26 protein-coding genes and 1 tRNA gene are annotated in these 22,533 nt (G+C 57.9%); 16 read left to right on the top strand and 11 right to left on the bottom strand.

The window, feature by feature from the left end; genetic code table 11:
- Nucleotides 1-1,923, bottom strand: coding sequence for a sulfate adenylyltransferase subunit CysN (cysN, locus tag QQX03_RS02770; RefSeq protein ID WP_285976360.1), 1,923 nt, complete (start codon nucleotides 1,921-1,923; stop codon nucleotides 1-3).
- Nucleotides 1,923-2,825, bottom strand: coding sequence for a sulfate adenylyltransferase subunit CysD (gene cysD / locus QQX03_RS02775; protein WP_285976361.1), 903 nt, complete (start codon nucleotides 2,823-2,825; stop codon nucleotides 1,923-1,925). Before cysD ends, cysN begins: the two co-directional genes overlap by 1 nt.
- A 171-nt stretch (nucleotides 2,826-2,996) precedes the next feature.
- Between cysD and QQX03_RS02780 the strand changes: the two genes are divergently transcribed.
- Nucleotides 2,997-3,070: transfer RNA gene (locus QQX03_RS02780), tRNA-Gly, on the top strand.
- A 293-nt stretch (nucleotides 3,071-3,363) separates the two neighbouring features.
- Here the strand turns inward: QQX03_RS02780 and panC are convergent.
- Entirely contained in the window at nucleotides 3,364-4,227 is an 864-nt protein-coding gene (gene panC, locus QQX03_RS02785) for a pantoate--beta-alanine ligase (protein ID WP_285976362.1), read from the bottom strand.
- 89 nt (nucleotides 4,228-4,316) lie between these two features.
- Between panC and QQX03_RS02790 the strand changes: the two genes are divergently transcribed.
- From QQX03_RS02790 to QQX03_RS02810, 5 genes are all read left to right on the top strand, one after another.
- Complete coding sequence (locus QQX03_RS02790; RefSeq protein WP_285976363.1) at nucleotides 4,317-5,126, top strand: division plane positioning ATPase MipZ; 810 nt, start codon at nucleotides 4,317-4,319, stop codon at nucleotides 5,124-5,126.
- A gap of 3 nt (nucleotides 5,127-5,129) precedes the next feature.
- On the top strand, nucleotides 5,130-5,429 hold the full coding sequence (locus QQX03_RS02795; RefSeq protein ID WP_285976364.1) for a J domain-containing protein: 300 nt from the start codon (nucleotides 5,130-5,132) through the stop codon (nucleotides 5,427-5,429).
- Nucleotides 5,430-5,490: 61 nt separating this feature from the next.
- Nucleotides 5,491-6,894, top strand: a complete 1,404-nt coding sequence (pgmG, locus tag QQX03_RS02800) for a phosphoglucomutase/phosphomannomutase PgmG (protein ID WP_285976365.1) — start codon at nucleotides 5,491-5,493, stop codon at nucleotides 6,892-6,894.
- Nucleotides 6,895-6,943: 49 nt separating this feature from the next.
- Complete coding sequence (locus tag QQX03_RS02805) at nucleotides 6,944-7,720, top strand: DUF2059 domain-containing protein (protein ID WP_285976366.1); 777 nt, start codon at nucleotides 6,944-6,946, stop codon at nucleotides 7,718-7,720.
- A 28-nt stretch (nucleotides 7,721-7,748) separates the two neighbouring features.
- Entirely contained in the window at nucleotides 7,749-10,211 is a 2,463-nt protein-coding gene (locus tag QQX03_RS02810; RefSeq protein WP_285976367.1) for a ligase-associated DNA damage response DEXH box helicase, read from the top strand.
- A gap of 325 nt (nucleotides 10,212-10,536) precedes the next feature.
- Here QQX03_RS02810 and QQX03_RS02815 read toward each other — a convergent pair whose 3' ends face one another.
- From QQX03_RS02815 to QQX03_RS11540, 4 genes are all read right to left on the bottom strand, one after another.
- Nucleotides 10,537-10,977 carry an ExbD/TolR family protein gene (locus QQX03_RS02815; RefSeq protein WP_285976368.1) on the bottom strand — a complete coding sequence of 147 codons (441 nt, stop codon included), beginning with the start codon at nucleotides 10,975-10,977 and terminating at the stop codon, nucleotides 10,537-10,539.
- A gap of 33 nt (nucleotides 10,978-11,010) precedes the next feature.
- Nucleotides 11,011-11,541, bottom strand: a complete 531-nt coding sequence (locus QQX03_RS02820; protein ID WP_285976369.1) for an ExbD/TolR family protein — start codon at nucleotides 11,539-11,541, stop codon at nucleotides 11,011-11,013.
- Nucleotides 11,542-11,617: 76 nt separating this feature from the next.
- Nucleotides 11,618-12,397, bottom strand: coding sequence for a MotA/TolQ/ExbB proton channel family protein (locus QQX03_RS02825; RefSeq protein WP_285976370.1), 780 nt, complete (start codon nucleotides 12,395-12,397; stop codon nucleotides 11,618-11,620).
- A 63-nt stretch (nucleotides 12,398-12,460) separates the two neighbouring features.
- Nucleotides 12,461-12,796: a TonB family protein gene (locus tag QQX03_RS11540; RefSeq protein ID WP_432762841.1), complete on the bottom strand. Its 336-nt coding sequence runs from the start codon at nucleotides 12,794-12,796 to the stop codon at nucleotides 12,461-12,463.
- On the opposite strand from QQX03_RS11540, the gene QQX03_RS11545 reads away from it, so the two are divergent.
- From QQX03_RS11545 to QQX03_RS02845, 4 genes are all read left to right on the top strand, one after another.
- The gene (locus QQX03_RS11545) at nucleotides 12,708-12,908 is read left to right on the top strand and encodes a hypothetical protein (protein WP_432762855.1); all 201 of its coding nucleotides are present in this window, start codon (nucleotides 12,708-12,710) and stop codon (nucleotides 12,906-12,908) included. The two genes, QQX03_RS11540 and QQX03_RS11545, sit on opposite strands and share 89 nt — an antisense overlap.
- Nucleotides 12,909-13,504: 596 nt before the next feature.
- On the top strand, nucleotides 13,505-14,308 hold the full coding sequence (locus tag QQX03_RS02835; protein ID WP_285976372.1) for a hypothetical protein: 804 nt from the start codon (nucleotides 13,505-13,507) through the stop codon (nucleotides 14,306-14,308).
- 97 nt (nucleotides 14,309-14,405) lie between these two features.
- Complete coding sequence (locus tag QQX03_RS02840) at nucleotides 14,406-14,825, top strand: acyl-CoA thioesterase (RefSeq protein ID WP_285976373.1); 420 nt, start codon at nucleotides 14,406-14,408, stop codon at nucleotides 14,823-14,825.
- Entirely contained in the window at nucleotides 14,818-16,128 is a 1,311-nt protein-coding gene (locus QQX03_RS02845) for a homoserine dehydrogenase (RefSeq protein WP_285976374.1), read from the top strand. Before QQX03_RS02840 ends, QQX03_RS02845 begins: the two co-directional genes overlap by 8 nt.
- Before the next feature lie 203 nt (nucleotides 16,129-16,331).
- Here the strand turns inward: QQX03_RS02845 and QQX03_RS02850 are convergent, their stop codons facing one another.
- Nucleotides 16,332-16,610: a hypothetical protein gene (locus QQX03_RS02850; protein WP_285976375.1), complete on the bottom strand. Its 279-nt coding sequence runs from the start codon at nucleotides 16,608-16,610 to the stop codon at nucleotides 16,332-16,334.
- Nucleotides 16,611-16,799: 189 nt separating this feature from the next.
- Here QQX03_RS02850 and glpX point away from each other — a divergent pair, with 189 nt between their 5' ends.
- Both glpX and QQX03_RS02860 read left to right on the top strand, forming a co-directional pair.
- Nucleotides 16,800-17,795: a class II fructose-bisphosphatase gene (gene glpX, locus QQX03_RS02855; protein ID WP_285976376.1), complete on the top strand. Its 996-nt coding sequence runs from the start codon at nucleotides 16,800-16,802 to the stop codon at nucleotides 17,793-17,795.
- Between the two features lie 98 nt (nucleotides 17,796-17,893).
- Nucleotides 17,894-18,829 (top strand): ribose-phosphate pyrophosphokinase, encoded by a 936-nt coding sequence (locus QQX03_RS02860; protein ID WP_285976377.1) that lies wholly within the window; start codon nucleotides 17,894-17,896, stop codon nucleotides 18,827-18,829.
- Here QQX03_RS02860 and QQX03_RS02865 read toward each other — a convergent pair.
- The 3 genes from QQX03_RS02865 to QQX03_RS02875 form a co-directional block, all read right to left on the bottom strand.
- Nucleotides 18,826-19,128, bottom strand: coding sequence for a hypothetical protein (locus QQX03_RS02865; RefSeq protein ID WP_285976378.1), 303 nt, complete (start codon nucleotides 19,126-19,128; stop codon nucleotides 18,826-18,828). The two genes, QQX03_RS02860 and QQX03_RS02865, sit on opposite strands and share 4 nt — an antisense overlap.
- A 215-nt stretch (nucleotides 19,129-19,343) precedes the next feature.
- The gene (locus QQX03_RS02870; protein ID WP_285976379.1) at nucleotides 19,344-19,514 is read right to left on the bottom strand and encodes a hypothetical protein; all 171 of its coding nucleotides are present in this window, start codon (nucleotides 19,512-19,514) and stop codon (nucleotides 19,344-19,346) included.
- 45 nt (nucleotides 19,515-19,559) lie between these two features.
- On the bottom strand, nucleotides 19,560-19,814 hold the full coding sequence (locus QQX03_RS02875; RefSeq protein WP_285976380.1) for a hypothetical protein: 255 nt from the start codon (nucleotides 19,812-19,814) through the stop codon (nucleotides 19,560-19,562).
- An 85-nt stretch (nucleotides 19,815-19,899) separates the two neighbouring features.
- On the opposite strand from QQX03_RS02875, the gene hisN reads away from it, so the two are divergent.
- The 4 genes from hisN to QQX03_RS02895 all read left to right on the top strand — a co-directional run bounded on the left by hisN (nucleotide 19,900) and on the right by QQX03_RS02895 (nucleotide 22,492).
- A complete protein-coding gene (gene hisN, locus QQX03_RS02880) occupies nucleotides 19,900-20,682 on the top strand; it encodes a histidinol-phosphatase (protein ID WP_285976381.1) in 783 nt (260 codons plus the stop codon).
- 212 nt (nucleotides 20,683-20,894) lie between these two features.
- Nucleotides 20,895-21,098 (top strand): 50S ribosomal protein L35, encoded by a 204-nt coding sequence (gene rpmI / locus QQX03_RS02885; RefSeq protein ID WP_160727701.1) that lies wholly within the window; start codon nucleotides 20,895-20,897, stop codon nucleotides 21,096-21,098.
- Nucleotides 21,099-21,125: 27 nt separating this feature from the next.
- Nucleotides 21,126-21,485 carry a 50S ribosomal protein L20 gene (gene rplT / locus QQX03_RS02890; RefSeq protein WP_285976382.1) on the top strand — a complete coding sequence of 120 codons (360 nt, stop codon included), beginning with the start codon at nucleotides 21,126-21,128 and terminating at the stop codon, nucleotides 21,483-21,485.
- A 140-nt stretch (nucleotides 21,486-21,625) separates the two neighbouring features.
- Nucleotides 21,626-22,492, top strand: a complete 867-nt coding sequence (locus QQX03_RS02895) for a helix-turn-helix domain-containing protein (protein WP_285976383.1) — start codon at nucleotides 21,626-21,628, stop codon at nucleotides 22,490-22,492.
- Nucleotides 22,493-22,533 lie beyond the last annotated feature (41 nt).

Consider the following 22,533-nt stretch of genomic DNA (forward strand, 5'->3'; position numbering starts at 1 on the left):
TCATTTCAACGGCATGATCTGTTCAATGATGTAATCAGCGGCTTCAGCAGGCGTGATGTCGACTGTGTTGACGCGGATTTCGGCATTCTCGGGCGCTTCATAGGGGCTGTCGATACCGGTAAAGTTCTTGAGCTGACCTTCGCGTGCCTTTTTGTAGAGACCCTTCACATCGCGCTGCTCTGCCACTTCCAACGGGGTGTCGACGAAGATCTCGATAAATTCACCTTCGGGCAGCATTTCGCGCACCATCCGCCGCTCGGCCCTGAAGGGGCTGATAAAGGCCGTCAGCACGATCAGACCGGCATCGGTCATCAACTTCGCGACTTCGCCAATACGGCGGATATTCTCGATCCGGTCGGTTTCGGTAAAGCCCAGATCCTTGTTCAGGCCGTGCCGCACATTGTCGCCATCAAGCAGGAAGGTGTGGCGGTTCATCAAATTGAGCCGCTTCTCGACCTCATTGGCAATGGTCGATTTGCCTGAACCGGAAAGCCCGGTGAACCAGAGCACGCGCGGCTTCTGATTCTTCAGCGCGGCGTGATGATCGCGGCCAATCTCCGTCGCTTGCCAGTGCACATTCTGTGCGCGGCGCAGGCTGAAATGAATCATCCCGGCGGCAACCGTCGCATTGGTGTATTTGTCGATCAGGATGAACCCGCCAAGCTGGCGGCTGTTGGCATAGGGTTCGAACGTGATCGGGCGATCGGTGCGCAGCTCGGCCACGCCAATCCCGTTCAACTTCAGCGTCTTGGCCGCCAGATGTTCGAATGTGTTGACGCAAATCTCGTATTTGGGTGCTTGCACATTAGCGGTAACTGTCTGGCTGCCAAGCTTCAGCCAATAACCGCGCCCGGGCTTCATCGCTTGCTCATCCATCCACACAATGGTGGCTTCGAATTGGTCAGATGCCTCGGGCGGATCATCTGCGGCCGCGATCACATCGCCACGGCTGCAATCAACTTCGTCCTTCAGCGTCAGCGTGACTGATTGTCCGGCGACGGCTTCGTCCTGATCGCCATCGAAACTGACAATGCGCTTTACCTTGCTGGTCTTGCCTGACGGGACGATTCGCACCGGATCGCCGGGCTTTACGCTTCCGCCGGATATCAGGCCGGCAAAGCCGCGAAAGTCGAGATTGGGCCGGTTGACCCATTGCACCGGCATACGAAAAGCGCGCTCTTGCGCGCGAGTGTTTGCAAGCTCGACCGTTTCCAGATGATCGATCAGGCTTGAACCTGCATACCAAGGCGTGTTGGCCGATGGCGCGGTTGTAATGTTGTCGCCCTTGAACCCCGAGATGGGAATGGGGGTGAATGCCTCAGCGCCAATCTCCTTGGCGAAGATCTGATAATCGGCAACGATGCGATCGAAGATTGCCTGATCGTAGCCGACCAGGTCCATCTTGTTCACCGCCAACACCAGATGCCTGATGCCAAGTAGATGGACGAGGAAACTGTGCCGCTTGGTCTGTTCGAGCACGCCCTTGCGTGCATCGACCAGGATCACGGCCAGATCAGCTGTCGAGGCGCCGGTCACCATATTGCGTGTATATTGTTCGTGGCCCGGTGTATCCGCGACGATGAACTTGCGTTTCTCGGTCGCGAAGAAGCGGTACGCGACATCAATGGTGATGCCTTGCTCGCGTTCCGCCGCCAGCCCGTCAACCAGCAAGGCAAAGTCGATCGCATCGCCTTGCGTGCCGTGCTTTGCGCTGTCGCCCTCCAATGCGGTGAGTTGATCTTCGAAGATCATCTTCGAATCGTACAGCAGCCGCCCGATCAGCGTGCTTTTGCCGTCATCGACCGATCCGCATGTGATGAACCGCAGCATCTCCTTGTGCTGCTGCGCATCGAGATAGGCGGCGATATCGTCCGCAATCAAAGCTTCAGGGGCGTATGCCTGGTTCTCTCCAGAATAGGGCATCAGAAATACCCCTCCTGCTTCTTGGCTTCCATCGAGGCGCTTTCACCTTTGTCGATCGCGCGTCCCTGTCGCTCGGAGCCGGTCGCGAGCAGCATTTCCTGTATGATATCGGTTAGCTCGATCGCATCGCTTTCGGTCGCGCCGGTCAGCGGATAGCAACCCAGGGTACGGAACCGGACAGAACGCTCGACAGGTACTTCACCATCCTCGAAGCGGAAGCGTTCGTCATCGACCACCAGCGTCAACCCGTCCCGCTCAACAGTGGGGCGTTTCGCCGAATAATAGAGCGGTACGATGTCGATCTTCTCGGCCAGAATATATTGCCAGATGTCGAGCTCGGTCCAGTTGGAGATAGGGAAGACACGAATGCTCTCGCCGTCCTTCTTGCGGGCATTGTACAGATTCCAAAGCTCCGGCCTCTGGTTCTTCGGGTCCCAGCGATGCGATGCATTGCGGAAGCTGAATACCCGTTCCTTCGCGCGGGCCTTTTCCTCGTCGCGTCGACCACCGCCGAACGCTGCGTCAAATCCGTGTTCGGTCAGCGCGCGTTTGAGCGGATCGGTTAGCTGAGCCTGCGAATAGAGCGCGCTACCCGTGTCGAACGGGTTGATGCCTTGCGTATCGGCATCCTCGTTCTGGGCAATGATCAGTTCAAGTCCGTATTCCTTCACGGTGTTGTCGCGATGGGCAATCAGGTCCTTAAAATCCCAGCCGCTGGCGACATGCAGCATCGGGAAGGGCGGCGGCGCTGGATAAAAGGCCTTTCGCGCCAAGTGCAGCATAACCGAAGAGTCCTTGCCGACCGAGTACAGCATGACCGGGTTTGTGGCTTCGGCCACAACCTCCCGCATGATGTGGATCGCTTCGGCTTCGAGCCGCTGAAGATGGGTCAGGCTTTGCATAACGGGTCAGTTAGTTGTTCGTGTGCCGGTGGTTAAGCCCCAAAATTGGCTGCGCAAGAATAGAATTGGTTTGCGGCTAACAAGCAGTTCGCAAACTCGTCAGTCTTTCATTGACGAACCAGACCATATCGTGGCAATTGCGCGCCGCGCTTCGTAAGAGCGTCACAACGGGCGGGTATAGCTTAGTGGTAAAGCCCTAGCCTTCCAAGCTAGTTATGCGGGTTCGATTCCCGCTACCCGCTCCAACTTCCCGTTCATCGCTGTTCATTCCTGTCTAGACGTCGGCTGTAAATCCCCGGTATTCTGGTGCTAACTGTCCGCACGCATTCACCCGAGTTCAATGCCATCCGCACTCTAGTGGGGGGTATGTTTAGGAGGTATGCAATGGCAGTCTGGTCGATACCCCCAATGATAGGGGTGTTTTGCAGGTTGAGCCTTTGCGCAACTGCGGCGTGTTGGAGAATAGCAACAACTGGGTGGCTGCTATTCTTACGAATTGGCAAACGCTGGCTAACGCAAGTACTTAGAAGGACGCGGTTCAAACAGCCGGTCGCACCGCCATATTGTCGATCAGCCGTGTTTTCCCGATCCGCGCCGCTACCAGAAGACGCGCCGGGGCATGGGGTGTGGAATGGAGCAATTCCAGAGAGCTTGCGTCTGCCAAGGCTGCGTAGTCGACCGAATCGAAGCCGCTTTCTATCAGCACTCTCTTCAAAGTATCGAGGGCGGCATCCGGGGCTTGGCCGGCTTCGATTTCCGCAATCGCGAGTTTCATGCCGTTAGGGAGTGCGGTTGCCGCTGCGCGATGTTCAGGCGACAAATAGCGATTGCGACTGCTCATCGCCAAGCCATCGGCTTCGCGCACCGTTGGCACGCCGACGATGTTATCGACATGCGGACGGGTCAGATCGAGATCGCGCGCCAGCGCACGAATCACAGCCAGCTGCTGGAAATCCTTTTCGCCAAAAAATGCCATATCCGGCATCACCTGATTGAGCAGCTTGCACACAACCGTTGCCACGCCATCGAAATGGCCGGGGCGTGAGGCATCGCAAAACCCCTCACTCACTGTGCTGACAGAAATGTTGGTGACGAAGCCTGGCGGGTACATCGCATCCACTGTCGGCGCCCATAACAAAGCGACGCCTTCGGCTTCCAGCATCGCTGAATCTTCAGCCAGCTGGCGCGGATACGCATCAAGATCTTCGTTGGGGCCGAACTGGGTCGGGTTGACGAAGATCGAAGCGACCACGTGATCACATTTGGCCTTGGCTTGGCGCATCAGGGTCAAATGCCCTTCATGCAGCGCGCCCATTGTCGGGACCAGCCCTATGCTGCCGCCGTCAGCACGAAGCTCTGCGAGCGATTTTCTCAACATGTCGAGTGATCTGACGGTTTGCACGGTGGTGCCCCCTCAAGTATGATTTAAACCGCTTCCCTAGCGCGCTCGATATGCGCGAGACAAGAAATTCGAGAAGGCCACTTACCCCTATGTCTGCACCCGCTCCGCACCGGATTGTCTTCGCCAATGAAAAAGGCGGGACGGGAAAGTCCACCACCGCGGTGCATATAGCGATTGCGCTGGCCTATCGCGGGGCGCGAGTGGTGGCGATAGATCTGGATCAGCGACAACGGACGATGGCGCGCTATCTGGAGAATCGGACTACCACCGCCGAACGACGCGGTATCAAACTGCCGACTGCGGAGTGCCGCGTATTCGAAGGTGATATCGAGGGGCTGGAGGCGCTCAGCCGAGAGCTTGGCGCGAATGCGGACTACATCGTCTATGATACACCAGGCCGCGATGACGAGCTTGCGCGGCATGCGGCAACCGAGGCAGACACGCTGGTTACACCCATGAATGACAGTTTTGTCGATTTCGATCTGATCGGCCAGGTCGAAGGCGAGACATTCAAGGTCAAGAAACTGTCATTCTATGCCGAGCTGATCTGGGAGGCGCGTATCAAGCGCAGCCGGGCGACGATTGACCAGCACCGCCGTGAAATGGACTGGGTAGTCGTGCGCAACCGCACAGGCCATGTCGAAGCCCGCAATATGGTGCGGATCGAACAGGCGCTGACAGAGCTGTCGAAGCGCGTTGGTTTTCGCGTGGCGCAGGGCCTTTCAGAGCGCGTGATCTATCGCGAGCTTTTCCCGTCGGGTCTGACACTGCTCGACAAGGGGCATTTAGGCGAGTTGGGCACCAGCCATCTGGTTGCCCGTCAAGAATTGCGCGAACTCGTGCGCTCGCTTGCCTTGCCCGAATTCATGCCGCCTCAGCCCAAGCTGGTGCTTGTCTGACCGATGATCCGCTTGCTGATCATCGCGCTGATCCTGTCGCTGGGCGTAAAGCTCGTTTTCGGGCGCTGGCCGTGGGAATATCTGCGTGGTCGAACAACCCGCCAGCAAGCTGTTTTTAAAGCGCGCAAACTGCTGGCGGTGCAATCGAACGCCAGCCACAAAGACATTATGGAGGCGCATAAGCGATTGATCGCTATGGTGCATCCGGACCGCGGCGGCACGAATGAACAAGTGCATGAAGCCAATGCGGCGCGCGATTTGTTGCTCGACGAGCTGTCTCAAGACGGATTGTCGCAAGAGTGACATCCGCACATCGCATCGACTACGGTGCGAGCGATAACATTACGAATACGGACCTTTTCCCATGAGCCATACTTTCGATTCCACTGTCCTGCGCGAATATGACATTCGCGGTATCATTGGGGAAACACTGGGCGCTGATGATGCGCGCGCGATCGGGCGCAGCTTTGGCAGCATGCTGCGTGAAGCAGGTGGGCGCAAAGTCGCAGTGGGGTATGACGGACGAGTCAGCTCGCCCATGCTCGAACATGCTTTGATCGAAGGATTGACAGCTAGCGGCTGTGACGTGGTCCGTATCGGCATGAGCGCAACCCCCATGCTCTATTACACGGAGGCTTCAAGCGAAGATGTGGACGGCGGCATTCAGATAACCGGCAGCCATAACCCCGCCAATTACAATGGCTTCAAGATGGTGTTTCAAGGTCGTCCATTTTTTGGCGCAGACATTCAGAAACTGGGTGACATCTCTGCCGAAGGCGCCTGGATCGATGGTACCGGCAGCGTTGAGGCGCATGATATCCTTGATGAGTATGTCAATCACATGCTTGAGGGGCTGGACGGCGTTGATGCCGCCACCCTTTCCGGCCTGAAGGTCGGATGGGATGCAGGGAACGGCGCAGCCGGCCCTGCGCTTGAGCTGCTCGCTGCGCGTCTGCCGGGAGAGCATCATCTGCTCTACACCGATGTCGACGGGAATTTTCCTAATCATCATCCTGACCCCACGGTTGAAGCCAATCTGGCTGACTTGAAGGCGCTCGTCGCTGAGAAGAAGCTCGAGTTTGGCATAGCTTTTGATGGCGACGGCGACCGGATCGGCGCGATTGACGGCCAAGGCCGAGTCATCTGGGGTGATCAGCTGCTGATGATTTATGCTGAAGATGTGCTCAAATCGCATCAAGGCGCGACTGTGATCGCTGATGTGAAGGCCAGCCGGGCACTGTTTGACCATGTTGAAAAATGCGGCGGCAAACCACTGATGTGGAAAACCGGCCACTCGCTGATTAAGTCCAAAATGAAAGAAACAGGCTCTCCGCTGGCTGGCGAAATGAGCGGACACGTATTTTTCGCGGACACCTATTACGGGTTTGATGACGCGCTTTACGCCGGGCTTCGCTTGATTGCGGCATCTGCGCGGCTGGGCAAATCGGTGACCGAGTTGCGCAGTGCAATGCCTGAAATGCTCAACACGCCGGAAATGCGTTTCCAGGTTGATGAAAGCCGCAAATTTGCTGCGATTGAGGAAGTCAGCGCCCGTTTGGCGGACAGCCCAGCGGAAGTGAACGCCACTGATGGTGTACGGGTCACGACGCAAGACGGTTGGTGGCTGCTACGTGCATCGAACACGCAGGATGTGCTAGTCGCGCGCGCGGAAAGCGATACTCAGGAAGGGCTTGAGCGTCTACTCGGACAGATTGATGAGCAACTGGCGCTATCTGGCCTTGAACGCGGGACAAGCGTGGGGCACTAAGACTATTGTGAGAGGTATCGCAGCTATGAAATTTTGGAAGAAAGCAATCTTGGCCTCCGCGCCCCTGGCACTGACGTTTGGCACGCCCGCCGCAGCGCAAGATGCCGAGTCCGAAGAAGACGTCATGGCTATGATGGCTCAGATGTTTCCGGTTGAGCCGCTGACACCAGAGGAGGAAGCGCGACTGCCGATTAGCCAGGAAATCATCGACAAGATGATCCCGCCAGGCACTTTGGGCGAAATGATGGGCTCAATGTTCGACGGCATGATGGGGCCGATTATGGAGATGGCCTCGAAAGCCAGCTCTGGCGATGTGGCGAAATCGCTTGGCGTCAGTGCTTACGAATTGGACCTGAATGAAAAACAGCTGGCAGAAGTTGCGACGATCCTTGATCCGGTGCGGGAAGAGCGCAACGCGGCTATTGGCGCGGTAATGCCGGCAATCATGGGCCGCATGATGGATGCCATGGAACCAAGTATGCGCAAGGCCATGACGGAGGCCTATGCAATCACTTTTACCGATGCCGAACTCCAAGATATCAATGCCTTCTTCTCTACCGAGAGCGGCTTGAGCTACGCACGTAAGAGCTTCACTTTGGCAAGCGACCCGCGTGTTATCGGAGCGACGATGGAAGCCATGCCCGCGATGATGGAAGCGATGGCCAATATGGAAAGCGAAATGGAAGCAGCCACAGCTGACCTGCCACCTTTGCGAGCCTATGAAGAGCTTTCGCCGGGCGAGCTGTCGCGCATCTCCGAGCTGACGGGGCTTGGCCTTGAAGACATCAAGACGGGAATGATGGCGGCAAGTGAGGTTTCCGAATAGCCGCTATCCGCGCCATAGTGGGCAGATAATGTCCGCAAGCGATCCGCCCATTCAGGTTCCGCCTGAGATCACAGTCTGGTTCACCGGGCGCGGTTGGTGCGTGCGGCGGCATCAGGCGGAAATGCTCGCAGCTTCGGATGCGGGCAAGCACGCGCTGCTGGTGGCGGATACCGGTGCAGGCAAGACGCTGGCAGGGTTTCTGCCAACACTGGCGGATTTTGCGCCCTCCCGGTTTGCGGACAGCGCGCCGCATCAAGGCCTGCACACACTCTATGTCTCTCCGCTCAAGGCGCTGGCGCATGATGTGCAGCGCAATTTGCTGACACCAATTGAAGAAATCGGGCTGCCGATCCGGGTCGAGACGCGCAGCGGCGATACACCGTCTGATCGAAAGAAACGCCAGCGAGTGAAGCCGCCGCACGTACTGCTGACCACGCCCGAAAGCCTCTCGCTCTTGCTGTCCTATCCCGATAGTTTCGAGATGTTCGAAGGATTGAAGCGTGTAGTGGTGGACGAGGTCCACGCATTTGCGACCGGCAAGCGCGGCGATCTGCTCGTGCTCTCGCTAAGCCGGTTGCAGGCTATTGCACCCGATATGCAACGGGTTGCGTTGTCCGCGACAGTCGCTGACCCTGCTGGGATTTGCGGGTGGCTCGCTCCGTGGGGCGATGTTGACTCCATCCAGCTGGTCGAAGGCGAACAGGGCGCCGAACCCGAGGTCGATATCCTCTTGCCGTTCGAAGAGCGCGTGCCGTGGGGCGGGCATGCCGGGCGCTGGGCGATTCCTCAGCTCATGGAGGAGATTGGGCGCAACAAGACAACTCTCGTCTTCACCAATACGCGCTTTCTGGCCGAATTCATCTTCCAGTTGTTGTGGGATGTGAACGAAGACAATCTGCCGATCGGCATCCATCATGGCAGTCTTTCGGTCGAAGCGCGGCGCAAGGTCGAAGGCGCGATGGCGCGCGGCGAGCTGCGCGCGCTGGTGTGCACTGCCAGTCTCGATTTGGGTATCGACTGGGGGGATATCGACTGCGTAGTTCAGATGGGCGCGCCCAAGGGTTCCTCGCGACTGTTGCAGCGGATTGGCCGCGCCAATCACCGCTTGGACATGCCCAGCCGTGCGATCCTGGTGCCGGGCAACCGCTTCGAATTCCTCGAAGCAACCGCAGCGAAAGATGCGGTTGATGCGGGTCAACGCGATGGTGAGGATTTCCGGCCCGGCGGGCTCGACGTGTTGGCGCAGCATGTGATGGCATGTGCCTGTGCGGGGGCTTTCCAAGAGGATGCGCTGCTTGGCGAAGTGCGCTCTACGCTCGCATACAGCTGGGTCACACCGGAAGATTGGCAGCGCGTACTCGGCTTTGTCGAGAATGGCGGCTACGCCTTGCGCGCTTATGACAAGTTCAAGCGGATCGTGCGCGACGAAACAGGCGTCTGGCGGCTGACCCATCCCGAGCATGCGCAGCGCCATCGCATGAATGCGGGCATCATTATCGACAGCGAGATGCTGACCGTGCGGTTCAAGAACGGGCGCAATCTAGGCCGCGTGGAGGAACGCTTTGCCGCCACGCTATCTCCCGGTGACACTTTTTTCTTCGCTGGCCTCAGCCTGGAGGTCGAACAGCTCAAGGATATGGACGTGATCGTGCGCGCGGCGAAAAGAAGCGCGACGATCCCGAGCTATGGCGGGGCGCGTATGCCGCTAACCACGCATTTGTCGGCGCGCGTGCGGGAAATGCTGGTCGACCGCGCGGGCTGGGCGCGGTTCCCAGATGACGTGCGCGAATGGCTGGAAGTGCAGGACTGGCGCAGCGAGATGCCCGGGCCGGGCATGCTTTTGGTTGAAAGCTTCCCGCATCACAAGAAGCACTACAGCGTCTATTACACCTTCGAGGGCTGGAACGCGAACCAGAGCCTCGGCATGCTCATCACGCGGAGGATGGAGGATCGCGGGTTGCAACCGGGCGGCTTCGTCGCGAACGATTATTCGCTGGCGGTGTGGGGCCTTAAGCCAGTTGCCGATCCAGCACCGCTATTGTCGCCCGACATCCTCGAGCATGAATTTGTTGAATGGATTCAGGAATCGCATCTGCTGCGCCGCGCCTTTCGCGAGGTCGCGGTGATCAGTGGGCTGGTTGAGCGCCAGCATCCCGGAAAACGCAAGACCGGTAAACAAGTCACCTTCTCAACCGACCTGATCTATGACGTGCTGCGCAAGTATGAGCCTGACCATCTGCTGCTGGAAGCCGCGTGGGCCGATGCGCGCGAGCGGATGACCGATGTCGGGCGTCTGGGCGATCTGCTCGAACGGTCAGAGCGCGAATTGCGCCATGTCGAATTGGAGCGAGTGAGCCCGCTCGCAGTCCCGGTAATGACGATGATCGGCCGCGAAGCCGTGCCTCAAGGCGCGATCGACGAGGAACTTTTGCTGGAGGTGGAAACGCTGGCGGGAGAAGCTATGCGATTGGATGCCGATCGAGGTGAATAGCTGATAGGCTTGATCGGGCCCGGTCTATGCGGCCTTTTCGCGTACCAGAACGATATTGCCGTCTTCAATGAAGATCGACATTCTAGGCTCCACCCGTGCTTGCTCTGCGTCAAGGTGCAGTGAGATCGATTTCACGATCCGTCTCGTTAAGTGGATCAACTATGAGTGAATGAGAACGCGTTATCTTTGACCGAGAACAAATTTGGTGGAACGCATGCTGCCCTAGTTTAGACGCAGACTGGCATCAGGTGTCAACATCGTCTTGAGCCAACAAAAAAGGGGCGGATTGCTCCGCCCCTTGATAGTGTTTGGTTGTAGCTGACGTTTACTGTTGGCCGCCAGCGAAACTGCGATACTTCTCATTGCCGACGAAGCCGAACTTCGTCACGCCCGAGGCTTTGATGACGTTCAAAACGCGCGCTGAAAGCTCATAGCTTGCAAGCGCTTCGGGCTCGAACTGCAGTTCGGGTTCCGGATCGATCGTCAGCGATTGCTGAAGATTGGTTGCCAGCTCGCTCATGGTGATCGGCTGTGCATTCCACAAGATCTCGTTGGTCTGTGTGAGAACCAGCTTGTTCTTGATCGGATCAATCGGTGGTGGATTGTCATTCGGGCTCGGCTGCGGAAGGTCGATATCGACCGAGTGTGTAGCCACCGGAATGGTGATGATGAACATGATGAGAAGAACGAGCAAGACGTCGATCAACGGCGTCATGTTCATTTCCATCATTGGCGATCCATCGTCTTTACCGCCTGACATTGCCATAGGTGCGTACTCCTAAATTCTTGTTTCGGCGGATCAGATGCCCGGAGGAATCGGGTTCGAGATGAAGCCAACCGTTGGATAGCCCGAGGCCTGCACGTTGTAGATCGCGCCTGCGACACAACGCCATGGTGCGTTCACGTCACCACGGATGTGAACCTGCGGGATACGCTCTGGATCTTTCATGATCGCTTCGGGGCCGCCAGCAGCTGTCACAATCGCGTCAAGGCGAGCAAATGCCATGTCGTAAAGTTCTTCCGAACTCACCGGTGTGATGTTGTTGAAATACACCCGGCATTTTCCGTTGCGCGATGCGCCTTCAAAGCCCGGTTCGCCTGCGCTTCGGCCGCCTGCATCGGTTGTGCTCACAGTCAGCAGCAGGTTCTCGACCTTATCCTTCGATTCGATCGATTCCAGAACCGGAATCTCGAGCTTCTCGATAGTCTGGATAGCCACCGGAACCGCGATGAGGAAGATGATCAGAAGCACCAGCATCACGTCCACCAATGGCGTGGTGTTGATGTCTGACATCGGGGTCTCTGCCCCACCGCTCATCGAAATAGCCATTGCTAATTCCTATTCGTAATTTTCGCCAAGGGTTGTTGTCGGCGGGAGCCAGCGGCCCCCGCCTAACATTAGGCGATTAGGCCTTCGGTGCAGTCTGTGCGCCACCAGCAGTTGTTGCTGGTTTCGCAGCAGCACGTGCCGGAGCCTTGACCGCAGGGCGAACCGCACCATTCGAGCTGATGTTAGCCAGTATGTCGGTCGAGAAGCTTGAGAGCGCTTCAGCGATGCGGCGGTTACGGCTCTGGAGCCAGTTGTATGCGAACACCGCAGGCACAGCCACGAACAGACCGATGGCGGTCATGATCAGCGCTTCACCAACCGGTCCAGCAACTTTGTCGATCGATGCCGAACCCGCGATACCGATGTTGATCAGCGCGCGGTAGATACCGATAACCGTACCGAGCAGGCCGACGAACGGTGCAGTCGCGCCAACCGTTGCGAGGAACGGAAGACCGCCAGCCAGCTTTGCGTTGATGGCGTCTTCTGAACGCTGCAGCGAACCGTGCATCCAGTCATGTGCTTCAAGCTTGTCGGTCATCTTGCCGTGCTCGTCTTCTGCACGAAGAGCATCGTCGGCGACCTGGCGCCATGCGCTGTTCTTCTCAAGCTTGGTTGCGCCATCCTTGATCGAGCCGGCTTGCCAGAACTTGCCCTGCACGTCGCGCTTGTACTGCTTCATCACTTTGCTCTGCTCAAGCAACTTTGTGATGAGGATGTAGAATGAGCCAACGCTCATGATGATCATGATGGCAAGGATGAACCAGGCAACAGGGCCACCCTGTTCCATTGCTTCCATGAAACCGAAGCTGTTTTTGACGTCAGCTGCGTCTGCCGCTGCTAGAAGGTTGATAATCATAGCGAATAGTCCTTTTAATAATTGTCCCCGGAGGGCGCGGGCTCTCTCTGTTCTGCCCGACCCTTAGTTCAGTCGATAAACAATGCTGGTGTTGTACGATCCGGTCGTCGGATTGCCGGCTGCGTCAAGTGCGGGGTTAAAGCGCGCATAACGCTCCATTCCGCGACACGCCGCATCGTCGAGTACGCTAGAGCCGCTAGACCGCGACACACGACAGGATGCGACTCGCCCCTCCGGACTCACGACCACGCTTACGCCAACCGTACCTTCCACTTCCTCTCGTAAAGCGCGCGAGGGATAGTTTTCCTGAATGCGGGCAGCCCAACGCCCTTCACCACGGGTGGTTGCTCCGCGAGCCTGTGAAGGCGGCGCGGGCGGTGCCGGTGGCGGTATGACCAATGCCGGCGGAGCAGGCGGCGGAATCGTCGGCTGGGTCCGGATTGGCGGCGGCGCCGGTGCGATATTGATCGGCGGTGGCGGAGCCACAGGCGGAGGTGGTGCCGTTTCTTGAGGTTCAGGCGGAGGCGGTTCATCCTCCGGCTCAGGCGGTGGCGGTTCCTCGATGTCGATGGTGGTCACTCGTTCGACCACATTCTTCACCGCTGAAACTGCCAAACCACTAATGAAAAGGTAACCGACGAAAACATGGATCAGGGCAACAATTACTATTGCCGTGATTCGGTTACCGCTCGTTTGTTGGTCAGCGTAGGCCATCCAGTCGCTTCTCTCCATTCACTTTGCCGAGGTTGGGCTCGACAATTTTTGCCCCGCAAACCAAATTTGTTTGCGAAGCGAAAACTCCAATTTTCTCCCTGACCGGGCTGCGCGCCGGCGACCCGGAAGTTTGCAGGTAGTCCCGCAAGGGAGCCTGCAAAGGAACAAAGCTTAACAACTCCCCAACTTAGCCAAGTCCTTAGCTTTTCGCTTTAACGGCCAAGCTTGTGCCGCGCAAACGCTTTATCGGTTAATTGCCGATTCACACGTAATTGTCTGCTATCTATAGAATGTTTGCAAGGGTGCTGTTGTGAGCATTCGAATATTCCCACATTGCTCGAAGCAATCTGACTTGAGACTGAAATTATGCTACAAATCAAAAACTTGACTCTCTTGGTCGCTAGCGCTTCCGCTCTGGTGGCGGTGCCCATTTCCGCTCAAGAACAGGGTGCTTCTGCTCTTCCAACCTATGCGGAATTTGTCGATCTGGCGGACAACGCCGAGCTGGTAGTGCGGGCCAAGATTCGCCGCGCAATCGCGCTCGAGCCAGAGCGCGCGCCTGATGTCGCGCTCGGATTCGCGCGACTTTATGTAGAGGCCGAGACTATGGCGCTCTTGTCCGGTTCGGCACCGTTGGGAGAGAGTTTGCGCTATCTGGTCGATGTACCGCTCGATTCGCGTGGCAAGGTGCCCAATCTAAAGAAGCAAGAGGTGCTTCTTTTCGCGCGCAGTGTGCCGGGCCGCCCGTCCGAGCTGCAATTGTCCGGCGATTCGGCGCAGCAATTCTATTCTCCAGAATTTGAAGCGCGCCTGCGCCCGGTTTTGACTGATCTGGCCGCACCCGATTCGCCTCCGGTGATAGTCGGGGTGCGCGATGCCTTGTCCGTGCCCGGAAATCTGACGGGCGAATCGGAGACGCAAATATTCCTGGAAACGGAGAATGGCGCGCCGGTCTCTGTTGCGATCCTGCGTCGCCCGGGCCGACCGCCAACCTGGGGTGTGTCCTGGGGAGAAATCATCGACCAGTCCGCGCGGCCGCCCGAGCCCGAATCGCTCGAATGGTACCGTCTTGCCTGCGCCTTGCCCGCGCGGCTACCCGCTGAAGCCAATCTATCGAATGACAGCGCCGCCCGAACGCAGGCAGAACGCGACTATCAGCTGATGATGGGCGCTCTGGGGCCTTGCACCCGCAGTTAGGGCGAGCATGGCAAAGCTGGCCTAATCCACTGCCAAGACAAAGTGATCGCGAACCCTCTTCCCTATGGGCGGCACCTCGCGCTAGGGGCTGAAAGTGATGAGCCAAACTTTCAAACACATTTTTCGCGTGCGCTATGCCGAGGTTGATCCGCAATCGGTGGTCTTCAATTCGCGTTACCTAGAATATGCAGACATTCTGGTGACAGAGTACTTTCGTGATGCGCGCACTCGCGGCATGCCAGATGAGCTGGAATTCCATGTCCGCCGCGCCGAAGTGGATTATCTTGCACCAATGCGAGCGGATGAATTGATCGAAGGGCGCATGACTGTGCCGAAGATCGGCAATTCCAGCATGGAACAGTTAATCACTCTGCACGGTGCAGAGGACGGTTCACTGCGCGCGGAAATCCGGCTGGTTGCGGTGATGGTTGATCTGGCCAGCGGCAAACCGCTGCGTATTCCAGATACAGTTCGCCGCTCCTTTGGCCACCCGGTTCAGGAGAGCGTGGATGGCTGATACATTACGCATCGGCCTGGCCGGGCTGGGCACGGTTGGTGTTGGCGTAATTCGCCTTCTGGAAACCAATCGGGACCTTTTGACCGCCCGCGCGGGCATGCAGTTGAAAGTAACCGCTGTCAGCGCGCAAAGCCGGACCAAGGATCGCGGCGTGGATCTGTCACCCTTTGCGTGGGTAGATGATCCCGTGGCTCTTGCAACGCGCGACGACGTGGATGTTGTGGTGGAGCTGATTGGCGGGTCTGATGGACCTGCCTTGGAACTGGCCAAAGCCGCGCTCGCCAATGGCAAGGCAGTGATTACCGCCAACAAAGCGATGATCGCGCACCACGGGCTGTCGCTGGCAACCAGTGCAGAGGCACAAGACGTCGCGCTGAAATTCGAGGCGGCGGTCGCAGGCGGAATTCCGGTGATCAAGGGGTTGCGGGAAGGCACATCGGCCAACCAGCTCACCAGCATTTACGGAATTCTCAACGGCACCTGCAATTACATCCTGTCGACGATGGAAGACACCGGCGCGGACTTTGCCGATGTTCTGGCTGAGGCACAAGACAAGGGCTATGCAGAGGCAGACCCGACCTTCGACATCGAAGGGGTAGATGCCGCGCACAAGCTGGCGATTTTGGCGGCGATCGGTTTTGGCGCAGAGCTGGATTTTGATGCTGTGCGCGTGACAGGCATCACCCGCGTTGGCGCGGCAGATATTGCGCAGGCTGACACGCTTGGCTTTGTGATTCGCTTGATTGCGCAGGCCGATGTCGAACACACGCCAGGTGGGGATCGCCTGTTGCAGCGCGTGCGGCCTTGTCTGGTCTCGAAAGCGCACCCTCTTAGCGGTGTTGACGGGCCGACAAACGCGGTTGTCGCGGAAGGCAATTTTTCCGGCCGCCTGTTGTTTCAAGGTGCCGGCGCAGGCGAAGGCCCGACAGCCAGCGCCGTGGTCGCGGATGTAATCGATATCGCGCGTGATGAAGTGGGCGCGCCGTTCTCCATTCCCGTCGCCAACCTGTCGCCAATGCTGCCCGCCGAATCTGGCGAACGGACCGAGCGTACATATTTGCGGTTTACCGTAACAGACCGCCCCGGCGTGCTGGCAGAAATTACTGCAGCGATGCGCGACGCGGGTGTTTCGATTGAAAGCCTAATCCAGAAAGGTAGGGCGGATGATGGCGGCGGTGATGTGCTGGTCGCCATGGTCACCCATGAAGGGCCGGAGCGCTGCGTGCGCGGCGCGATTGACCTGTTGGAAGGGTCGGACAGCCTTACCGCCCCCCCGCTGGTTCTTCCGATTCTGCCGGACTAGTTTCGTCGCGTTTCGACTCAAGCTCGGTCGGGATCCGGTCGCCGGTGTCATTGCCAATCGGCGGTAGCCCACGCGCAATTCTGTCCGCGTCTGATCCTGCCGGCGCCTCTGGCAAGGCCTCTATATCAATGATCAGAGCCGGCGGTGGAGGGCATGGAGGGATGATGCAGCCAGTAATTGTCACACCTGCCCCCATTAGCGCTTTAGGCCCAGTGATGCCTTCGCCCGCAACATCGGGCGTAGGAATGGGGGTCAGCGTATTGCGTTTGCCGAGCATAGCGATCACGCGCATCCTCACGGCTACCGCTGTAGTAGTTGGAATTGTCTTCCACGATCTCGCGGCAAACCACGATAGTGCGCGAGATTGTCGAGGCATCCTGTTCCTCCTCGCATTGCTCTATACGGCGCTGATCTGCCGGGCCGTCAGGCATTTCGACCAGCAGGTCGACCGTGTCTGTCCGCTCGATCGGTTCGATATCCATTGGCTGGCGAAGGGGGGGAGGCGGAGGCGTGTATTCAGGCGCAACTTCTTGTGCGACTGCCGGAGTTACATAGGCCCAAACTAGCAGCAATGGGGCGCTTTTCCCGGTCCACCATACGGGTCTGCTCGACAAGCGCCGCTCCTTCTGTTTAGGGCAATTCACCAACACACTCGAGGGACTGAATTTTACATGAACACCGACCTCCTTGCTCAAAAATCCTCTGACGGAAACGCGCTCGACCGCGTTCTGGTTCTGGAGATGGTGCGCGTAACCGAGGCTGCGGCCGTCGCGGCATCGCAATTGATTGGGCGCGGGGACGAGAAAGCGGCCGACGCCGCGGCGGTCGAAGCGATGCGGCGGGCGTTCGATACGCTCTATATGGATGGCACGGTGGTGATTGGCGAAGGGGAGCGTGACGAAGCACCCATGCTCTATATCGGCGAGAAAGTGGGCGGCGCGCCGGGCAAAGGGCCGAAGATCGATATCGCGCTTGATCCGCTGGAAGGCACAACCATCACAGCCAAGGCAGGCCCCAATGCGCTGGCCGTGCTCGCCGCGGCTGAAGAGGGTAATCTGCTGAACGCACCTGACACCTATATGGACAAGATCGCGGTTGGCCCTGGCTATCCGCCGGATGTGATCGATCTCGCCAAATCAGCGACCGAAAATGTGCAGTCTGTAGCAGCTGCCAAAGGGGTCGAACCTTGTGAGATTATCGTGTGCGTGCTTGATCGGCCGCGCCATGCAGACCTGATTGCGGAATTGCGCGGCATCGGTTGCGGGGTAGTGTTGATCGGTGACGGCGATGTTGCTGGCGTGATTGCAGTAACGGACGAAGACACCACGATCGATATGTATATGGGGCAAGGCGGCGCGCCTGAAGGTGTTCTCGCAGCCGCTGCACTGCGCTGTGTCGGTGGGCAATTCAATGGTCGACTGGTGTTCCGCAATGAAGATGAAAAGGCCCGCGCCCGCAAATGGGGCATTGAAGATTTGGACCGGATCTACAAGCTGGAAGATCTGGCTAAAGGCGACTGTATTTTCGCCGCGACCGGTGTGACCTCAGGCTCGCTTCTCGAAGGCGTGAAACGCAAGCGCGGCGGATTGATGACAACGCATAGCGTAGTGATGCGCGCCAGTTCTGGCACTGTACGCTGGATCAAAGGCGAACATCGGTTTAAGTAAACACCAGTGCTGGGTAAAACCCATCACTTCACTCTGTTGCGTTTCTATGACTCTCCGCTAGGCCGGAGAAATCAGCTGCTTTCGGGGATTCGCTACTCATGAAGATTATGTCCGGCAATTCGAACTTGCCGCTTGCCCGGGCGATCGCCGCCTATCTGGAATTGCCGCTTACAGACGCGAGTGTTCGCCGCTTTGCCGATGAAGAGGTCTTCATCGAAATCAACGAGAATGTGCGCGGAGAAGATGTGTTTATCGTTCAGTCGACCAGCTTTCCAGCCAATGACAATCTGATGGAATTGCTGATCGGGATCGATGCCCTGCGTCGTGCATCGGCACGCCGGATCACCGCTGTAATCCCCTATTTCGGCTATGCCCGTCAGGACCGGAAGCCCGGCCCGCGAACGCCAATCTCTGCCAAGCTGGTTGCCAATCTGATCACCGAAGCCGGCGCAGACCGCGTGCTGGCGGTGGACCTTCACGCCGGGCAGATCCAGGGCTTTTTCGATATTCCAACAGACAATCTTTATGCCGCGCCGACCATGGCGGCCGATATCCAGGCACGCTATGGAGACCAGGATCTAATGGTGGTCAGCCCCGATGTTGGCGGTGTGGTGCGCGCGCGCGCGCTGGCCAAGCGGCTCGACAACGCCCCGCTCGCGATCGTTGACAAACGCCGCGACCGTCCCGGCGAAAGTGAGGTCATGAACATCATCGGTGATGTGAAGGGGCGCCACTGCGTTTTGATCGATGACATCGTGGATTCGGGCGGCACGCTGTGCAATGCGGCACAGGCCTTGCTCGATCAGGGCGCAAACAGCGTGGCTGCCTATATCACGCATGGCGTGCTGTCGGGCGGAGCTGTTGCGCGCGTCAACGGCTCTGCGCTCAAAGAACTGGTCATCACGGACACAATCCGCCCAACCGAAGCGGCTGAGGCATCCGATCGCATTCGCGTTCTGACAATCGCGCCGCTGATTGGTGAGGCTGTGCGCCGGATCGCTGACGAAAGCTCGGTCAGCTCGTTGTTCGACTAAGCCGGATTTTGCTCCAGATCGGCCAGCCAGGGCCGGTGTTCACCGGGTCTCAACCGCTTGAGCTCTTCTAGCCGGCGGGCTTGGCGTTGCTCCAGAGTTATGGTCAGGAGCGGGCGTGGTTGCGCACGGAATTTATGCGGCGTCACGCCAAAGAATGACGTGAAGTCACGGATGAAGTGCGATTGGTCAAAGTAACGCAGCGCAATCTCTTCCGCTTCCGAAGAATCTGCCACGCCGATAAGATTTGCGGCAATGTCCAGAGCGCGCGCGCCGCAGAACTTGTTTGGGGGTTTGGCCATAGGCCTTCTTCACTAGCCGCTCGAGCCGTCGGCGCTCTACCGCATGATCGCTGGCGAAATCTGCAAGATTAAGATTGGGATCAGCGAACGCTGCCTTGTCGAAAGCTTCGATGATCGGATCAGGCATTTTGGCACCGGCCCTTTCGATCAGTTGTACCAGCAGCTTTTCCGCCACGCGCAACCGCCGTTCCGGCGCTCCATCAGGATCGAAACATTCATTTCATCAACTGTTCGCTGGTGCCCCACGTGTGATCTCCGAAGATATCATCGTAATAGATGATCCGGTCCAGCGTGTCGGCCACGTCAGGTCCTTTGAGCATGCTGACCGCGCCAGGCTTCAGAGCAACGCCTAAAGTCGCAAAGCCACCGCGAATCCGTACGGGCATCAGTCTTGATTGTGGGCCAAAGAATGCCGTCGCGCGTTCATAGGCTCACACACCATGGCGTGTTTTTGCGGTCCATCTTCCGCGGAATAACATGCGCAGTATCGGTGTATCCGCGCATAGTCCGCAGTCGATCAAATGATCATCGGGCGCATCCACGTCGACAGCGAAGATCCGCGCCACCCATAGTGTCAGCTCGTCGCATGGCGCGCGATTTAGTGACAGCGGTTCCCCCACTTCCGTCATCCCAAATCGTGAACGCATTGCTGTATCATCGCTGCGGCGATTGTTATCAGCTGTCATTGCTTTAACGGTATCCCCGGTTTGGACTTTACTCCAATGTGCGACCCGGTTGCACGGTCTTCTATCGAGTTTTAAAGGGTTTGTCATGAAGTCGTCTGATATTGCGCTTGCTGCCCGTTTGGCTGATGCGGCTGGCGCAGCGATCCGTCCGCTTTTTCGCGGCGATTGCAATGAAGAAACGAAGGATGATCACACTGCCGTGACAGAGGCGGATCGGGCAGCCGAAGCGGCCATGCGCGCGATCATCGAAGCGGAACTGCCCGATGATGGGATCATTGGCGAAGAATACGGCACGCGCAATGAAGGCGCAGGCAGGCAATGGGTGCTTGACCCGATTGACGGCACGCAAAGCTTTGTCGCTGGTCGCCCGATCTTCGGTACGCTGATCGCGTTGATGCAGGACGGCTGGCCGGTTTTGGGGGTTATTGATCAGCCGATCCTTGGCGAACGCTGGGTCGGTGTGGTCGGTCAGGGCACTACTCTAAATGGCAAGCCTGCAACAACGCGCCGCTGCCGGTCATTGGAAGGGGCACGTGTTGCCACCACCAGCCCGCATGCCTTCGCGGAAGAAGAGGTCGATGCTTATCTGCGCGTCGTTGCCAAGGCATATCCTAAACACCCGTTCCCGGTTTATGGCGGTGATTGCTACAATTACGGCCTGCTCGCCTCGGGGCATTTGGATATCGTGATCGAAAGCGGGCTGAAGCTTCATGATTATGCCGCGCTGGTTCCCATCGTTGAGGGCGCAAGCGGACAGATGAGCGATTGGCAAGGCAATCCGCTTGATGCCGATAGTGACGGTTCAGTGCTGGCGCTGGGCGAACCCGCACGGCTGGAGGAAGTGCTGGAAGCGTTGGGCGGCGGGTAGCCTAATCGGTTGCACGCTGGCCACTATAGAATCACGTGCGCTCATGTGGGCGCTTTGCCTGCCAGACTCTCCTTGCATTACCCGCGAGAATCGCTATTACGCGCGCCTTCACTGACACGTGAATCATCTGCCGGTCTGGCCGTTAGGGCTGCCAGGGCTGGTTGGACGTGTCCCGGAAACGATATCGAACGATATCTGATTAGGAGATAAAAATGCCCAAGCTGAAGACCAAAAGCGGTGTGAAGAAACGCTTCAAAATCACCGCCACTGGCAAGATCAAACACGGCGTCGCGGGTAAGCGCCACCGTCTGATCAGCCACAATGCGAAGTATATCCGCCAGAACCGCGGCACGTCTGTCCTGTCGGAAGCCGACACGAAGACAGTCAAGAAATGGGCCCCTTACGGGCTCGATTGAGCGCGCTGGTTTTAAGGAGAATTTGAAATGCCTCGCATTAAACGCGGCGTAACCACACGCCAGAAACACAAGCGCCTACTCGATCAAGCCAAGGGCTATCGCGGTCGTCGCAAGAACACCATCCGCATTGCCCGCCAGGCCGTCGAAAAGGCTGGCCAATATGCATATCGCGACCGTAAGATCAAAAAACGTAACTTCCGCGCTTTGTGGATCCAGCGCATCAACGCGGCTGTCCGCGCTGAAGGCCTCACATATTCGCAGTTCATGCACGGCGTTAAGCTGGCTGGCATCGAGCTGGACCGCAAGGCTATGGCGGATCTCGCTATGAACGAAGCAGCGGCGTTCAAAACTGTGATCGCTCAGGCGAAATCAGCGCTTCCTGCTTAAACAGCGGATAAGCTAGCTAATTTGAGGGCGCTGGAAGGTAACTTCCGGCGCCTTTCCATTTGTAAGTTTGCGACACTTGCGCCAAACAGCGACGCATGGTGGGGTCGCAAAAGAATCTAGGGCGCTCGCCCTAGCATGAGATGCCCGAATATAAAGTGCGAAGTCGATTCTTCGCGCCGCCGCCTGAATTCGACGGGTGCTTCACCAGCTTCTACCATCTGGACCTGACAGTCGAAGTCGGTGGCACAATCTGTGATCACTTGCAGCCCGAGTGGGCTGGCATCCGCTTCATGGCAGGTTCTCGGCCCTTGGCGCAACTAGGCGAGACATCTGTCGAACGCCCACGCTTTGCCGCGAGCGGCCCCAGTGCCTTGCCCACCTATTTCGAGATCGGCTCCACCCGGCTGTGGGGCGTTGGATTCATGCCGCTTGGCTGGTGCAGATTTATCGATGTCGAAGCGAAGATCCTTGCGAACCAAACATGTGACGGAGAACGGCACCCGGCCTTTGCGAAGTTTGCGCCGCTGGCGGATATCTTGTGTGATCCTGAGATAGACGATCAGGCGCAATTCGAAGCTATCTGTGACACTATGCGTGGATTGATGCAGCCAACCCGCAATGACGAGAAAATCAGGCGCGTACACCGCGCGTTGGTGGACGAAAATCTCAGCAGCGTGTCGGAGTTTGCGAAGGAAGCCGGGCTCAGCACCCGCAGCCTGGAGCGGATTTGCAGCCGCTATTTCGGCTTTGCACCCAAGCTGCTGATGCGGCGTCAGCGCTTTATGCGTAGCCTCACCACATTCATGCTGCGTGAGGGCAGCAAGTGGACGGATGCGATGGACGAGCACTACCACTATCAGGCACAATTCACGCGCGAGTTTCAGACCTTCATGGGTATGTCACCCAGCGCCTATGCTTCGAAGGAACACCCGATCCTGACCGCATTTGTCGAAGCGCGCGCGCGGATTTGGGGTCCGCCGGCGCAAACATTGGACAAACCCGCCTGATTGCGCTTTGCGTTGAAGCCCATTTCCCGCTAGCGGAGCGC

Origin of the sequence: Altererythrobacter rubellus, from assembly GCF_030284385.1 — a bacterium.
GTDB lineage: Bacteria > Pseudomonadota > Alphaproteobacteria > Sphingomonadales > Sphingomonadaceae > Erythrobacter > Erythrobacter rubellus.

What these genes read in the sequence shown, in the direction of transcription:
- cysN (WP_285976360.1), bottom strand. Translation starts at nt 1,923, where the DNA reads ATGCCCTATTCTGGAGAGAACCAGGCATACGCCCCTGAAGCTTTGATT.
- cysD (WP_285976361.1), bottom strand. Translation starts at nt 2,825, where the DNA reads ATGCAAAGCCTGACCCATCTTCAGCGGCTCGAAGCCGAAGCGATCCAC.
- QQX03_RS02790 (WP_285976363.1), top strand. Translation starts at nt 4,317, where the DNA reads ATGTCTGCACCCGCTCCGCACCGGATTGTCTTCGCCAATGAAAAAGGC.
- QQX03_RS02795 (WP_285976364.1), top strand. Translation starts at nt 5,130, where the DNA reads ATGATCCGCTTGCTGATCATCGCGCTGATCCTGTCGCTGGGCGTAAAG.
- pgmG (WP_285976365.1), top strand. Translation starts at nt 5,491, where the DNA reads ATGAGCCATACTTTCGATTCCACTGTCCTGCGCGAATATGACATTCGC.
- QQX03_RS02810 (WP_285976367.1), top strand. Translation starts at nt 7,749, where the DNA reads ATGTCCGCAAGCGATCCGCCCATTCAGGTTCCGCCTGAGATCACAGTC.
- QQX03_RS02815 (WP_285976368.1), bottom strand. Translation starts at nt 10,977, where the DNA reads ATGGCAATGTCAGGCGGTAAAGACGATGGATCGCCAATGATGGAAATG.
- QQX03_RS02820 (WP_285976369.1), bottom strand. Translation starts at nt 11,541, where the DNA reads ATGGCTATTTCGATGAGCGGTGGGGCAGAGACCCCGATGTCAGACATC.
- QQX03_RS02825 (WP_285976370.1), bottom strand. Translation starts at nt 12,397, where the DNA reads ATGATTATCAACCTTCTAGCAGCGGCAGACGCAGCTGACGTCAAAAAC.
- QQX03_RS11545 (WP_432762855.1), top strand. Translation starts at nt 12,708, where the DNA reads ATGCGGGCAGCCCAACGCCCTTCACCACGGGTGGTTGCTCCGCGAGCC.
- QQX03_RS02840 (WP_285976373.1), top strand. Translation starts at nt 14,406, where the DNA reads ATGAGCCAAACTTTCAAACACATTTTTCGCGTGCGCTATGCCGAGGTT.
- QQX03_RS02845 (WP_285976374.1), top strand. Translation starts at nt 14,818, where the DNA reads ATGGCTGATACATTACGCATCGGCCTGGCCGGGCTGGGCACGGTTGGT.
- QQX03_RS02850 (WP_285976375.1), bottom strand. Translation starts at nt 16,610, where the DNA reads ATGGATATCGAACCGATCGAGCGGACAGACACGGTCGACCTGCTGGTC.
- glpX (WP_285976376.1), top strand. Translation starts at nt 16,800, where the DNA reads ATGAACACCGACCTCCTTGCTCAAAAATCCTCTGACGGAAACGCGCTC.
- QQX03_RS02860 (WP_285976377.1), top strand. Translation starts at nt 17,894, where the DNA reads ATGAAGATTATGTCCGGCAATTCGAACTTGCCGCTTGCCCGGGCGATC.
- QQX03_RS02865 (WP_285976378.1), bottom strand. Translation starts at nt 19,128, where the DNA reads ATGGCCAAACCCCCAAACAAGTTCTGCGGCGCGCGCGCTCTGGACATT.
- QQX03_RS02870 (WP_285976379.1), bottom strand. Translation starts at nt 19,514, where the DNA reads ATGCCCGTACGGATTCGCGGTGGCTTTGCGACTTTAGGCGTTGCTCTG.
- QQX03_RS02875 (WP_285976380.1), bottom strand. Translation starts at nt 19,814, where the DNA reads ATGACAGCTGATAACAATCGCCGCAGCGATGATACAGCAATGCGTTCA.
- hisN (WP_285976381.1), top strand. Translation starts at nt 19,900, where the DNA reads ATGAAGTCGTCTGATATTGCGCTTGCTGCCCGTTTGGCTGATGCGGCT.
- rpmI (WP_160727701.1), top strand. Translation starts at nt 20,895, where the DNA reads ATGCCCAAGCTGAAGACCAAAAGCGGTGTGAAGAAACGCTTCAAAATC.
- rplT (WP_285976382.1), top strand. Translation starts at nt 21,126, where the DNA reads ATGCCTCGCATTAAACGCGGCGTAACCACACGCCAGAAACACAAGCGC.
- QQX03_RS02895 (WP_285976383.1), top strand. Translation starts at nt 21,626, where the DNA reads ATGCCCGAATATAAAGTGCGAAGTCGATTCTTCGCGCCGCCGCCTGAA.